The following is a 12,872-nucleotide window of genomic DNA, read 5'->3' as shown; positions in this document are numbered from 1 at the left end:
ACGGCAGATATTGGCTAAAAAAAGTTGCATTCTTAGGAAAATAGGGTCATTTGAAGCAAAATGACTGTATTGACCTAATATTTTCTAACATGTTCTTAACCTATGCCAAATCAATGATGTTAAGACCTAAAAAAGACTTTATGTTCTAAGTACATAAAGTCTTTTTTGTCTTATTTGGTTGAATCAAGTGTTTTTCTTTGCTTGTCAGCTTTATCTTCTTGAATATACTGATCTGTAGCTGAAATTCCAGTATGCCCTAATTGTGTGGCTACTACCATTACATCTCTGCTCTTGCCAAATAATTCTGTACCTAATGAATGTCGCAATTTGTGTGGGGTAGTTCTTTGCCCGCCAGGAAAAGCTTGTGAATATTGACTTACAAATTTTTCAATAGTATTTGTAGCAATTCTTTTTGTCTTGCCATATTTTGATAAAAATAGTGCCTGCTCATTTGGAGATGGTTTATAGCGATCTTTTCTAATCGCTAAGTAATTTTGAATGTAGGGAATAGCCCAATCTGCAATTAGTGGTGCATCCCTTTGACCACCTTTTCTAATTACAATTACGCTTCTGTTTTTAAGATTTAAATCCTTTAAGTTCAAACGTGCTAGTTCAGAAACACGAATTCCGCTTGCAAGTAGTAAGGCTATTATAGCTAAGTCTCTTTCTTTGTTTACCTTAAAAAAGGCAAGAGCCCGCTTAGAGATTTGATTTTCGTAGTCCTTATCAATGAAATCAAGCCATTCGTGTTTTTTCTTTCCCATATAAAGCATAGGGCCATATTTTTCATTTCTGTAAGATATGGATTCTTTTGCTCCTTTTTGTAGGGGAACTTTTAACATTACATTGCGATAGAAGTAGGGCTCACCATCATTTAAATCGGCCGTTACAGTTAAAAAGTGAAATAAGGAACGTAGTGCGTTGATAGTACGATTGATAGTTTTTTTAGAATCGTGACTTTGTTGCTTATTGATTTTAGTTTCTTCGTCACGTAGGTAGGCTTGAACATCAATAACTCTTAAATGCTCTAAGGCAGATAATTCAACATTTTTGTTCTTAGTAGCAGAGGAAAGTGGGGCTTTTCCTAACTTTCCAGAATCAGTACGAAGCCAAGTGAAAAATCGTCTGTATTCACTTAAGTATTGGTAGATTGTTGTAATTGCTAAAGGTTGCTGAGCATAGTAAAAGACGTATTGCGGTAAATCTTGTAGTTCAGTATTAATCAGTTTAGCATAGCCCTTTTCGTCCATTAGTAATTCAGTCCTTTTCATTTAACTACTAATTACTATTATAGCGGACTTTTGCATATTCAAAAAGGCTAAAAGCAGAGGAGTTCTATTGTTACCTAATTCTCCATCTATCAAAAAGGCAGATACTCGTTACACGAGTATCTGCACAAACAAAACACTTTTTAATACCAGCCATTAGCTTGCCAAAAAGCTTTAGCATTTTGCCATGATCCATAGCGCCCATGAACATAATTATCTGCTGTCTTTTCTTGGTTGGCAGGTGAGTAATCACCATGTAAGTAACCAGGCAATAATTGATATTTACCATATGCTCCAGATGAGGCATTCACGGCTGAATAATTGCCACCAGATTCTCTTGAAGCAATCCAAGCTTTGGCAGCGGCTTCACCGCCAGTAGCAGTTGATTGATAATTTGAAGCAGAAGACTTAGGTGCTTGTGAAACGGCTGCTTGGTATTGGCTGTTGTATGATGAACCTTGAGTGGTATTAGAAGCAGAATAACCATTTTGTGTAGATGAACCATAATTACTGTTTGGGTCATTATTTTGGCTAGTAGTTGTAGCTGCATATGCAACATTCTTAGGTGTCTTTTGGTGATGCTTACTCTTAGTACCAGGTTTATTTACATCTAATTTTTGACCAACATAAATCTTTGAACCACCTTCTTTAAGGTGATTATCTTTAACAATTTGATGAACGGTAGTGTGATGATCTTTAGAAATCTTCCAGGTAGTATCGTTCTTATGAACCGTTACTACTTCCGCATGGGCTGTACTGCTATTTTGCTGAACACCGACAGCTCCAGCAACACCACCGACTAAAAATAGAATAGCTTGTCGTACTGATAATTTCATTTGCTATTAAGTTCCTTTCCTTGCTTTAATTAAGCGGTCATAAAGACTTTTTGTTTTCGTTACGTCTAAATAATATAGCCAAAGTCAAGGTCGTTGAGGAATAATCAATTTAAGGGCTATTATTACAAAAGCATTACATGAGGTATGTTCCGTTCTTTTTATAAGCTCAGTAATTAGGCTTAAATGTGCTTTTCTATTTGTATCTCATAAATCAGTAGAATTAAACAATAGAATCATATTAAACCGAAAGGGCGGTCAGCATGAGAAATAATGACGATGATAAGTCCTATTCATCAAGTGATCAATCAAATAAAAATGATGAATTTAATGAAGTAAATGCTTCTTTTTATGATGGTCTAAATAATTTATTGCTAGATGATGAGAAAATATCTCCTCGTGAAGTTGACGATAATAAATCAAGTGATGATCAATATAGCTCTGAATTTGATAATGATGATCCTGAAACCGAAGATGATTATCAAGAAGAAGAGGAGAGCAATGAAGAAGCTAAAAGTCATCAGCCCCATCGCTTACGTCCGCATCATAAGGCAAGGCATATAGTTCGAAATATCTTTCGTGGGATCTTTTTACTGTTTCTGCTAATTTTCACTCTTGGAATAGGGTTATTTGCCTACTATGCTAAAAGCGCACCACAAGTTACTCAGGCTCAATTACAAAGTGGTGGTTCTTCTACCTTGTATACCAGTGATGGAAAATTATTACTGACATTAGGACAAGAAAAAAGAAATTATGTTAAATATAATGAAATACCGCAACAAATGAAAGATGCTGTAGTATCAATTGAAGATAAACGTTTTTATAATGAGCCTTTTGGAATTGACCCAATTCGAATTGGGGGATCAATTATCAGTAATATTCGTGGCCATGATATTTCTGCAGGTGGTTCTTCAATTACTCAGCAGTTAATTAAATTGTCAGCTTTTTCAACCAGTGTCTCTGACCGTACGCTAAAACGTAAAGCTCAAGAAGCGTGGATAGCAATACACGTTAGTCGAGAGTATTCCAAGCAACAAATACTTGAGTATTACATTAACAAGGTGTACATGAATTACAATATCTATGGTATCGGTACTGCTGCACGCTATTACTATGGTAAAAAATTAGATCAATTAGATTTATCACAAACAGCACTTTTGGCAGGGATGCCTAACGCACCTACCTTTTATAATCCATATATTACCCCAGCTAGAGCTAAATATCGGAGAGATTTAGTATTACAGGCTATGCTGAAAAATGGCAAAATTACTCAGGCACAGTATTCCAGAGCAATTACTGAAAATATTCAGCATGGGTTGACTTATAAGCATGATACGCAGTCTAAACTCCGCAAAATTGATGATCCTTATATTAAGGAAGTTGTAGACGAAGTAAGAGAAAAAGGCTTTGATCCTTATAATGACAATTTGAAGATTACAGTAAATATTAATCAAAAAGCCCAAGATGAACTGTATCAATTAGCCAACAGTGGGAAGGTACCTTTCACTAATAAAAAAATGCAGGCCGCTGCTACTGTAGTTGATCCAAATAATGGTCATGTAATTGCAATTTTGGGTGACCGACATTTGCCTAATGTTGCATTAGGGCTAGATCGTGCAGTACAAACTGGCAGATCTACTGGTTCCTCTATTAAGCCAGTTCTTGATTATGCACCAGCAATTCAATACAAGCATTGGCCAACGTCACAGATTTTGTATGATACTCCTTACACTTATGCAGGTACGCATATTCAGTTAAATGATTGGGATAATCGTTACTATGGAGCTATGACAATGAGATATGCTTTGGAGCAATCAAGAAACGTTCCAGCGGTACGAACTTTAGAAAATATTGGAATCAGACGTGCTGCCAAATTCGCTAAGCAAGTTGGAGTTAATGTAGAGCCAAGTCAAGGATTATCAGTAGCGATTGGTGCTAATGCATCAACGCTACAAATGGCAGGTGCTTACAGTGCTTTTGCTACATTAGGGATGTATCATAAACCACAATTTGTTTCTCGTATCCAGACTGCAACTGGTGAAATTCATAATTATGACACTCCAGGTACTCGTGTAATGGATAAGTCAACAGCTTATATGATTACTGATATGTTAAAGGGCGTAATTACTCATGGCTCTGGCTTAAAAGCCAAAGATGGTGACCTAATTGAAGCGGGTAAAACTGGAACAGTTAAATATTCAAATGCTGAGTTAAAGGCGCATCCCTCATATAATGGCACACCTAAGGATTCGTGGTTTATTGGCTACACTAGAAGCTATGTAATGTCAGTGTGGACTGGTTATGATACATTAGCGCAAGGTAAAATTACTGGCAGTGGTCAGAATTCAGCTATGCTTTTGTATAAGAGCATGATGAGTTACTTGATGAAGGATAAAGTAAATATGGACTGGACGATGCCTGATAGTGTAGTAACTAGAAACTTTAATACTGGTCGAGAATTATTTCAAAAGGGGCATGCTCCCGCAGCACCTAAAAAGAAAAAGAATATTAATCGGATACCAAGAAGAATCATTAGAAGGTATCAAAAGAACCCTAACACTACATTTGATAATAGCAATTCTAACCGAGTGGTAATTATTGAGCTTAGACCTAATAACCAGAATCAAAACGGTAATCAAACACGACAAAATAATCAGAACAATCAAGGTAATCAAAACAGTAATAATACTAACAATAATACGGGAAATAACCAACCAAATAATTCTAATAATCAGAATCAGGAACAAACTAACAATAATACTGAATAAATCAATAGATTTAAGTTGAGGTTAAAAAGTGGATAGGGTGTCCTCTCAAAATTCGGTAATTATTTTGAAAATAGCTGCTTTTAAACTATTCCATGTATTATATAGGTGTAATCAAATTGATTATTTCATTTTGATTTAATTGCTAAACAATGTTGTTTGGTATTGGTTGTAGCCTAATTGTAGTAGGCGTTTATTGTTTATGGTCACGTAAAGTGACAGTTTATTGTTTTATTTTATTAAAAAGCTAAAAGGTATTGAAAATTTTTTTGATGCCTTTTTTTGTTAATGCTTTAGGAGGAAGAGTGCAAAAGAAAGTAGAATTGATCAAATTTTGGGTCAAAGATATTTTCAGTATTGTTATTAGTTTTAATTTAGTAATGCTGGCAATTATCTTTGGCTTTATTGTTCTTAGTGCTATTGCTGTCTTACCAGTTTGGCACTAAGAAAAGGTTTTAGTTAGTAGAGGGGGTCATTTGATAATGGAAGTTAATTTCAAATTAGCTAAGCAATTTAGCAAAGGCAGAAGTTATTGCAGAAGACAATTCAAAAAGTTACTTAAAACTTATGAAGAAGATAATGGACTACATGAGCAATGGGGTCAATTAACTAAGCGTAAGTGTGAAGAGTATCTAAGCAATTTAGGTATCGTCAGATCCATTAGTTATCAAGATTGGTACGATGATTTTGTTACTGATTTAGACGACTTAATTAGTATCTTGGAAGATGCTTTGGTCGACAAAACGCTTAATTGTCGTGCCTATAACATGGAGAACCTAGATCGTGCAGAAGAGATTTTATCGAATTGGCATTTCTTTTCAGGCTTTGATGCTAAAAAGTACGATTTTTAGAGAAGAGCATTTTAAAGATAAAAAGAAATTGAGGTATTAAAAATGAACAAAAAATTTTTTGTGTTAGTAAGTGACTATTATTCAAGCATTTGGTGCGAAAACGGTACTACTACTTTAGAGTTTCCCACAGGTTTAATTGCTGTAAGTACGAATTTGAATCATCTTTATGCAGTGGCCAAGTCCGTCTTAGTCCAGCTTAAGAGCAGAAATTCTAAAGCTTATGCAGAACTTTTACGAAATAAAGCAACTGATCTTTCAGTAATTGAACTGGAAGATGGTCAACTTGCTAATCTAGAAATTGCTGGATGGCGTGATAATGATAATTGGTATAGGGTACCATTTGATTTGATTAAGGAAATAGAAAATGACAATTAGTAAATAAAAGATCAGCACTGATAAATTTGCTGATCTTTTTTTAAAAGGAAGTATTTAAGTATGGAAAAATTATCAAGTATAGATAATACGACTTTGAAAGTGTTGAATGATTCTTTAAATGAATCTATCGTAAAAGCAATGAAAAAATATAACTTTCAATTGTATGTAACTCATTCTTTAGCAACTCAGCATTACGTTGACTTGAAAGCGATGATTAACGATCAAGTCAAATCAATTTCTGATCCTAAGTGCCATGTAACTGGAAAAGATCCTTTTATATATGAAAGCTTGAAATTCACTTTAGAAGGTGACATATTAGGTAAACATCAAAGTTTGACTAATATGAATGGATATGATGTGGTAGAAACAATTAAGCAGTGGATTGCTATTAAACAAGCCACTGAATGTCTAGACAACGCAATCCAAAAAGGTACAACTTTTTTTGACAAGGCGGAAGTAATGGGAACTATTACGATTCCTATTTGTACTTTTGGCTCAAGTATTAAATTTTATCTTTGGGTTGATCAAACGCAAGATTGTTTTTACTTCCATAAAAAAACATCAGAAGGCACGGTGAGTGGCTATCATTCTTCATTTGATTACAGAATTGATTTAATTAATACTGCTACTAAAAAGTATGATAGCTTCTCTGCTTCAGATATTGTCCCTAGTATTCATGATATTGATACTAAGTCTGTTATCCACGAAAAGGATGAATCAGAAAATGTTAAGTCATCAGTTCAGCAGCAAAATGACAAGTCGAAGAAAAAAGTCTTGCAGCAGATTTCATTATTTTAGGAGAATAAAATGCTTACAAATAAAATTTTAAAGGGTGTATGTAAAGATAATCTGCAAATTAATGTAGATCATACTCAAGAAAAAGTGTATAAGGTTGATCTGAATGTTATGTTAAAAAATCATGATTATAGCTTAAGCAATGCTAAAAATTGGGAAGGCAAAATGCTTAAGGAAAGAAGGTACATTGAAAAATCTTACGACTATTTTGATCCCAAACTTGAAGAAGGGGCAGGCCCTTTCGGTGCAAAAAGAATGGAGAAAAGAATAGTTGAACTTTATTATGAAGGTCGCATGAAGGAAATGCTAGATAAAGCTTTGAAAAAAGCAAATAGCTATTGTCAGTTTAATGACAGTAGTTTAGAACAGAAGCATATGGACGTGCCGTCAAAGGAATTTTCAGTTTGTCTTTTTCAAGATGGTGATTGTTTTTATGTTAATGCTGATCCTCAAAAACGTGAATTTGGTTATAGCATAGAGCATGCTGATGGTAGCAGTGAAAAAATTACTAATTATAATCAGTTTTATCAGAAAATATATCAGAAATTAGCTAATGGCGCTTCTTTATTTAATGAAAAAGTACCTCAAGCTACTAATTCTAGTATGGATTTATTCTAATTAAAGGAGTTAATTATGGAAAAACAAAATACTAATGCAATGTCATATCGTTACTACTCAACTGAACGTCCAATTAATCCTGGTACTTTTCCAACTAGCCGACAAAGACCAGTAAAAATTGTTAATTTTGGTACTCGTCAGAATATCGGTGGCATTAAAGCGTGGGGTTACTTAGAGTACCTCAAGCCATTAAGTGATGATGATCAGTTTACTTATGACTTAGTTATGATTAATTAAGCAACGAGTGATAGCATCCCTAAAAATAGGGATGCTTTTTTTGTCCTTTGTTTTGCATTTTTCAAAAGAATCTTGGGTAAGGCTACTCTAAAACTGAATCAAATAAATCTAGTTAAATGGAGGTTTAATTATATATGAAACATAAAAATGATTCAGAATTCAATGCTAAATTAAATGGAAAGCAAAAATTTGCATTGAGAAAATTAACAGTTGGTTTAACGACAGTAATGCTAGGAACTACTTTTGCGCTTACCAATCAATCTACCACTGCTCATGCCGATAAAGTTAAAGATGATGAACCGCAAACTACGGAAGTAGTTAAAGCAAATGATTCAAAATCTGTAACGTTATCAACTACCCAAGATAGAAAGCGAAATGTTACAAACCCTAAGGGAGAAAGCATTCCCCCAAAAAAGGACGATCAATCTAAAAAGAATACTGGTAGTAAAATTAAAGACAATACTAAGGAACAAAATTTAGATGTGGCCAAGTCTTCAAATAGAAATTCTAAGCTTAAAGCAGGTCAAGTTGAGAGTAAGCAGTCGTTAGTTAAGTCTAATACACCTTCTGTTGACTCTACTTCAGAGTCAAAAAAGGGTCAGTCTTCTTCTACCGATACTCATACTACTTCAACAACTGAGGATGAAAATAGAACCGTTCAAGAAGTAGTAAATTACGTTTATGGTAATGGCCCACATAAAGGAAATGAGGTTTATACCTATCCTTTCAACAATCCAGCTAACTTAACTTATAGTCGCAGTCGTACCCATTATCACAATACAGAAACTGGTGCAGATACTTATTCAAATTGGTCAGATTGGAAATTAACTTCAACTGATAAAGCATTACCAACTATTGAATTGCCTCAAAAAGTTCGTGGCTTAGATGATAATCATATTGATAAGTATCATGTAGACCCAGATGTAAGTCACTATCAGGAAACCATCAATGGCCAACCTATTACTGGAAGCAATCCTTTAACAGTTACTTTTGATAGCAAGAAAATTAATGGGAAGGTAATTGATTCTAAAACTGTTTCAAATGTTATTCCTAAAGATGGTGCTGTTATTAGAGTAGTCGTACCATATAACTTATCGGAGAACATTACTATTCATTATATTGACGAAGACAGCAAAAAAGAAATTGGCAATAAATTTACAACTAGACATGATGGCCAGGTTCATGCACCTGAAAGTACAATTGCCAATCCAGTAAATTCAGAAATTGCTGATTTAACTAGCAAAAATTATGTGCTTGATACCGCTACTACCAATGGTAACAAAGATATTATTCTTGATCACGTAATTATGCTGGATGGTAAGCATAAGAATCTTGATACGAGATATGATAATTTCAATCAAACAATTAAAGCTAATGGTAAGACTTATCATAATAAGTTAGATTCTAAAAAGCTGACTTTTGATAACGATGAAAATCCTAAAGACCAAATTTTGTACGTATACTTTACTCATGCAAAGAAGGCCGTTCAGCAACAAGCTACGATAAGAGAAGTTGTTAAAGGTTATTACGAAAATGGCCTTAAAATGATTCCATTTTCTGGCATGAATAATCCAAATGCACCAGTAGATCCTGCTGATGACACTAATGATCCAGATGTAATGGTTACACTGCAATTTAATCGCCAAGGAAGTTTGGATCTAGTTGATGGAACTACCACATGGGGTAATTGGACAGCAAATAACGAAACATTACCAGCAATTCCGTTTAATAATACTTTGATCAAAGACCATATTGCCGATAATTACTATTTAGATAAGAATGGTGTGGTTCATGTTGCCTATAATAATTACTTTGGTGGACATTATCTACCAATAGGTAATCAGGGCATTTCCAGTTTGACTTTCGATTTAAATCATAATACGAATTGGTTAGCTGAAATTGCACGCAATGAAGCCAATGGAGGTCCAGTAGCTACAATTAACGTATGGGTTCCTTATCGCACCAACATAAATAATGACAATGTATATGTGCTACCATATTCTGACGCTGGTAGTTTTTCTAATACGTCAACTGAGCCATCAGCTCCAACTTCTACTATTCCGTCAATTCCAAATGTCCCTCAAGCTCCTGATGATGATTTAACAAATTCAAATCAGTCAGCAAATGAAAATAATGCAGTTTCACAAGCCAAGAAAGCTTCAAACAGTAATAATAGCAACAATGATAGTGAACTTAGATTCTAAGTCCACAACTGCTACATCCCCAGTTGCAAGTTATCTAAGTAATGGTCAAATGGTTGCTACGCCAAATACTACTGAAGCATCATCAATTATTGTCCATGCTCCTAATGATTTTGGCTCAAGTACGGTTGATTCGAGTTTGAACAGCACAGGGGTATCTGAATTACCACAAACAGGGAATTCAGATACTTCTACTACAGCACTTGGTTTAGGTATTGCAACAGTAGGAAGTATTTTAGGATTAGCAGGTGCTAAAAGAAAAATGCATCGTTAATCAGTATCATGAATAAAGAATGGCTAACTAGGCTTAGCCAACATTATGGTAATAAAGAGCAGAAAATAATAATAAAAAATAAAAAATTACTAAAAATAAATTTAAATATAACTTTTACACTATTTGAAATGGTGATAGAATAAATGCTGTAGATCATATTATTTATTGTTTGATTTTTGATCTATTTACTAATCTGTATGTTAGATTAGTTGGTTGTTCGAAATTTCGATTGTAGAATTTCTTTGTGTTTGTTTATTGAATATCTGTTTACAGATATTTTGTATTGTTTAAATTTAATAGAAAAAAGAGGGTCATTTGATTTTATATCAAATGGCTTTTTTGTTTTATTTTTGGAGGTATTTATGGGCGAAAGAACTCAGATTCTTGTAAATGTTCATTTAAGTGATGAAAAATGTCCTTTTGGTACAGTGATTCACTATCAATGGGGCGCTGGTATCACTATGTTGCTTGATGCAATTAGTGTTATTCGTTCTTTACCATCACCATACATGCTGAAGTATGACGATGATGATGAAGATAAGTTTAAGTATTTAGATTCTATTTTGAAGTCTCAAGATTTCGAAATTAGGAATCCACAAGTCTATCGCAACTTGTATAAACATATCTTGAATGGCGTGCAACATGGTAGTAGTAATGAGTACTACGATTTAGCTCAGATTCAAGATTTGTTAAAAAAGCATCCAGATGATTCTAATGATAGAGAAGATCTTCTATATCGTCTTGATGATTCTCTATGTGCAAGGTTAGATGCTTTCTACTTAACTTGTGATAACAATGATGGCTACATGATTATTGATGCTACATATAGCAATAATCATGAAATTGACGTCAAACTTGGTTTTGGAGTAGAAACTAATCCATTGGCAGATAATAATGAGAGAAGAGATACTTTTAAATTTTTATCATTTGAAGATTTCTGCAATCAACCTGCTTATAAATGTTCATGTAATGAAGATTTCCAGGCAGGATATAAGCTTTTACTAAGATCTATCGGTTGTACTTTCATGAACGCTGAAGATCAGAATCGTATTTTGGCGATTAAGAGACAGCAAAATCTTATTAATTGCTAAGTAATTGTTGTGTTGTTTATTAAAGATCAAAAGAAACAGGAGTTTAAGTATGTTAAATAAAAATATTGTAAATGCAGTTATCAAGTCAGTTGTTGTTTTAGGTTTAGCCTTATTATGTGTGTTAGCAGTTCAAAGCAATAATACTCAACAAGTCGAAGCAGCTAGTTCCGACAATTATAAGACTGTTTATGAAAACATTAATGGTGGAGCAGGATTATTCAAAAATCCATTTATCCGTCTTAATCAAAACCGTCCAAGTAAAGTTGTTAAAGCTAGACACTTTAAGATTACTATGAGAATTGTTGCAGACAATGGTATGGTTTGGTACAGAACTACTTCAAAGTTGTGGATTCCATCTGACTTTACTAATCGTCCAAAATCAATTAGTCATAGTCAACTTAAGAAAAACGCCACTAAGAAGTTTGGCTGGCTTACCATTGGTAACACTACTTATATTTTAAGAAAAGCTACAATTAAGCATCAAACTTACTACTACGCTGTTAAAAGAGTTGGTCAGTTAATAAAAAGCAGTTCCCAAAACTGCTTTTTATTTTGTCCTTTTTATGAAATATTCGATTATGTCTACTTTGCAATATATTAAAAGCAGTATATAATTTGTGCTAGGTATAAAAATGAATAAGATTATTTTCTACGAAGATAAAAAACACAATTCTGAAATCAAAGAGTATTTTGATAGAATCAGTTGTAGTTCGCAAAAAGATGATAAGAAAATTTATAGAAAAGTTATGCATCAGCTAAATATGCTAGAACTATTAGGTAGACAATTGCATGAGCCTAATGCTAAATATCTTAAAGGATATAAGTATCCGTTATTTGAGTTACGTCCGCAACCAGAAAGGATATTTTATGTCACGTGGCAAAAGGATAAGTTTGTGCTTTTGTCTCATTACACAAAGAAATCTAATAGAACAGATCCAAGAGAGATAAATAAAGCTTTGTGTTTAGCTCAAGATTGGTATGAAAGGTTTGGTATGTAATTATGATGACTTGGGATGATTTTAAAAAACAGCCATCTAGCTTAAGTCAGGATGAGATTGATATTATTGATACTCTTTCTATGCTTCAAGCTACTAGAATAAAAAGAGGAATTACTCAAAAACAATTAGCAGAAAAAAGCGGGTTATCACAACCACAAATTGCTAAAATTGAAAATCTGGATTCTATGCCTACTTTAAAAACATTGAGAAGATATGCTGCAGGTTTAGGATTAAAAATCAATTTAGAAGTGGTGCCAGCTTAATTACTAAGAACTAGTATGTAAGTAAGCAGAAAGACTGAAAGCAATCAAAGTTGCTTTCGGTCTTTTTTCTTTTGGTAGTACTGAATTACTATAGTCTAAACACTACTTAGTGCTGATACTACTGAGCACGGAGATAAATTACTGGATGAAATTAAGTGTCATTATTGTATTTATAGTGGTTACAATATATACTGTAATTCTAAATAAAAATGGAGACCGTAAAATAGTTTGTGTAAGGATGAATTATTCCTTAATTTAATTTCCTAAAACATTAGAAAAAGGAGTTCCTTTCTCGTATGATTG

General features: G+C 33.7%; 15 protein-coding genes. 13 read left to right on the top strand and 2 right to left on the bottom strand.

What is annotated here, in order from left to right; translation table 11 throughout:
- Positions 1–170: 170 nt before the first annotated feature.
- Together xerS and BLP58_RS10140 are read right to left on the bottom strand one after the other, a co-directional pair.
- Positions 171–1,250: a tyrosine recombinase XerS gene (xerS, locus tag BLP58_RS10145; protein ID WP_013851262.1), complete on the bottom strand. Its 1,080-nt coding sequence runs from the start codon at positions 1,248–1,250 to the stop codon at positions 171–173.
- A 161-nt stretch (positions 1,251–1,411) separates the two neighbouring features.
- Positions 1,412–2,104, bottom strand: a complete 693-nt coding sequence (locus BLP58_RS10140; protein WP_013851261.1) for an aggregation-promoting factor C-terminal-like domain-containing protein — start codon at positions 2,102–2,104, stop codon at positions 1,412–1,414.
- A gap of 260 nt (positions 2,105–2,364) precedes the next feature.
- On the opposite strand from BLP58_RS10140, the gene BLP58_RS10135 reads away from it, so the two are divergent.
- The 13 genes from BLP58_RS10135 to BLP58_RS10075 all read left to right on the top strand — a co-directional run bounded on the left by BLP58_RS10135 (position 2,365) and on the right by BLP58_RS10075 (position 12,569).
- The gene (locus BLP58_RS10135; protein ID WP_013851260.1) at positions 2,365–4,869 is read left to right on the top strand and encodes a transglycosylase domain-containing protein; all 2,505 of its coding nucleotides are present in this window, start codon (positions 2,365–2,367) and stop codon (positions 4,867–4,869) included.
- 302 nt (positions 4,870–5,171) lie between these two features.
- The gene (locus tag BLP58_RS12170; RefSeq protein ID WP_155833844.1) at positions 5,172–5,312 is read left to right on the top strand and encodes a hypothetical protein; all 141 of its coding nucleotides are present in this window, start codon (positions 5,172–5,174) and stop codon (positions 5,310–5,312) included.
- Positions 5,313–5,348: 36 nt separating this feature from the next.
- Positions 5,349–5,717, top strand: coding sequence for a hypothetical protein (locus BLP58_RS10125; RefSeq protein ID WP_013851258.1), 369 nt, complete (start codon positions 5,349–5,351; stop codon positions 5,715–5,717).
- A 42-nt stretch (positions 5,718–5,759) separates the two neighbouring features.
- Entirely contained in the window at positions 5,760–6,092 is a 333-nt protein-coding gene (locus BLP58_RS10120; protein ID WP_013851257.1) for a hypothetical protein, read from the top strand.
- A 60-nt stretch (positions 6,093–6,152) separates the two neighbouring features.
- Positions 6,153–6,890 carry a hypothetical protein gene (locus BLP58_RS10115; RefSeq protein WP_013851256.1) on the top strand — a complete coding sequence of 246 codons (738 nt, stop codon included), beginning with the start codon at positions 6,153–6,155 and terminating at the stop codon, positions 6,888–6,890.
- A gap of 9 nt (positions 6,891–6,899) precedes the next feature.
- Positions 6,900–7,505: a hypothetical protein gene (locus BLP58_RS10110; protein WP_025084284.1), complete on the top strand. Its 606-nt coding sequence runs from the start codon at positions 6,900–6,902 to the stop codon at positions 7,503–7,505.
- 15 nt (positions 7,506–7,520) lie between these two features.
- Positions 7,521–7,742, top strand: a complete 222-nt coding sequence (locus BLP58_RS10105; protein ID WP_013851254.1) for a defense against restriction DarA-related protein — start codon at positions 7,521–7,523, stop codon at positions 7,740–7,742.
- A 134-nt stretch (positions 7,743–7,876) separates the two neighbouring features.
- Positions 7,877–9,946: a mucin-binding protein gene (locus BLP58_RS10100; protein WP_013851253.1), complete on the top strand. Its 2,070-nt coding sequence runs from the start codon at positions 7,877–7,879 to the stop codon at positions 9,944–9,946.
- On the top strand, positions 9,930–10,217 hold the full coding sequence (locus BLP58_RS10095; RefSeq protein WP_013851252.1) for an LPXTG cell wall anchor domain-containing protein: 288 nt from the start codon (positions 9,930–9,932) through the stop codon (positions 10,215–10,217). Before BLP58_RS10100 ends, BLP58_RS10095 begins: the two co-directional genes overlap by 17 nt.
- A 362-nt stretch (positions 10,218–10,579) precedes the next feature.
- Complete coding sequence (locus tag BLP58_RS10090) at positions 10,580–11,308, top strand: hypothetical protein (protein ID WP_013851251.1); 729 nt, start codon at positions 10,580–10,582, stop codon at positions 11,306–11,308.
- 49 nt (positions 11,309–11,357) lie between these two features.
- Positions 11,358–11,909, top strand: a complete 552-nt coding sequence (locus tag BLP58_RS10085; RefSeq protein ID WP_013851250.1) for a hypothetical protein — start codon at positions 11,358–11,360, stop codon at positions 11,907–11,909.
- A 31-nt stretch (positions 11,910–11,940) separates the two neighbouring features.
- The gene (locus BLP58_RS10080) at positions 11,941–12,306 is read left to right on the top strand and encodes a type II toxin-antitoxin system RelE/ParE family toxin (protein ID WP_013851249.1); all 366 of its coding nucleotides are present in this window, start codon (positions 11,941–11,943) and stop codon (positions 12,304–12,306) included.
- 2 nt (positions 12,307–12,308) lie between these two features.
- On the top strand, positions 12,309–12,569 hold the full coding sequence (locus BLP58_RS10075; protein ID WP_013851248.1) for a helix-turn-helix domain-containing protein: 261 nt from the start codon (positions 12,309–12,311) through the stop codon (positions 12,567–12,569).
- The last annotated feature ends 303 nt before the right edge of the window (positions 12,570–12,872 follow it).

Origin of the sequence: Lactobacillus kefiranofaciens (assembly GCF_900103655.1) — a bacterium.
In the GTDB taxonomy this organism is placed as follows: domain Bacteria; phylum Bacillota; class Bacilli; order Lactobacillales; family Lactobacillaceae; genus Lactobacillus; species Lactobacillus kefiranofaciens.
The sequence above is the reverse complement of the archived record's forward strand: the minus strand, read 5'-3'. Positions and strand labels throughout refer to the sequence as shown.

What these genes read in the sequence shown, in the direction of transcription:
- xerS (WP_013851262.1), bottom strand. Translation starts at nt 1,250, where the DNA reads ATGGACGAAAAGGGCTATGCTAAACTGATTAATACTGAACTACAAGAT.
- BLP58_RS10140 (WP_013851261.1), bottom strand. Translation starts at nt 2,104, where the DNA reads ATGAAATTATCAGTACGACAAGCTATTCTATTTTTAGTCGGTGGTGTT.
- BLP58_RS10135 (WP_013851260.1), top strand. Translation starts at nt 2,365, where the DNA reads ATGAGAAATAATGACGATGATAAGTCCTATTCATCAAGTGATCAATCA.
- BLP58_RS10125 (WP_013851258.1), top strand. Translation starts at nt 5,349, where the DNA reads ATGGAAGTTAATTTCAAATTAGCTAAGCAATTTAGCAAAGGCAGAAGT.
- BLP58_RS10120 (WP_013851257.1), top strand. Translation starts at nt 5,760, where the DNA reads ATGAACAAAAAATTTTTTGTGTTAGTAAGTGACTATTATTCAAGCATT.
- BLP58_RS10115 (WP_013851256.1), top strand. Translation starts at nt 6,153, where the DNA reads ATGGAAAAATTATCAAGTATAGATAATACGACTTTGAAAGTGTTGAAT.
- BLP58_RS10110 (WP_025084284.1), top strand. Translation starts at nt 6,900, where the DNA reads ATGCTTACAAATAAAATTTTAAAGGGTGTATGTAAAGATAATCTGCAA.
- BLP58_RS10105 (WP_013851254.1), top strand. Translation starts at nt 7,521, where the DNA reads ATGGAAAAACAAAATACTAATGCAATGTCATATCGTTACTACTCAACT.
- BLP58_RS10100 (WP_013851253.1), top strand. Translation starts at nt 7,877, where the DNA reads ATGAAACATAAAAATGATTCAGAATTCAATGCTAAATTAAATGGAAAG.
- BLP58_RS10090 (WP_013851251.1), top strand. Translation starts at nt 10,580, where the DNA reads ATGGGCGAAAGAACTCAGATTCTTGTAAATGTTCATTTAAGTGATGAA.
- BLP58_RS10085 (WP_013851250.1), top strand. Translation starts at nt 11,358, where the DNA reads ATGTTAAATAAAAATATTGTAAATGCAGTTATCAAGTCAGTTGTTGTT.
- BLP58_RS10080 (WP_013851249.1), top strand. Translation starts at nt 11,941, where the DNA reads ATGAATAAGATTATTTTCTACGAAGATAAAAAACACAATTCTGAAATC.
- BLP58_RS10075 (WP_013851248.1), top strand. Translation starts at nt 12,309, where the DNA reads ATGATGACTTGGGATGATTTTAAAAAACAGCCATCTAGCTTAAGTCAG.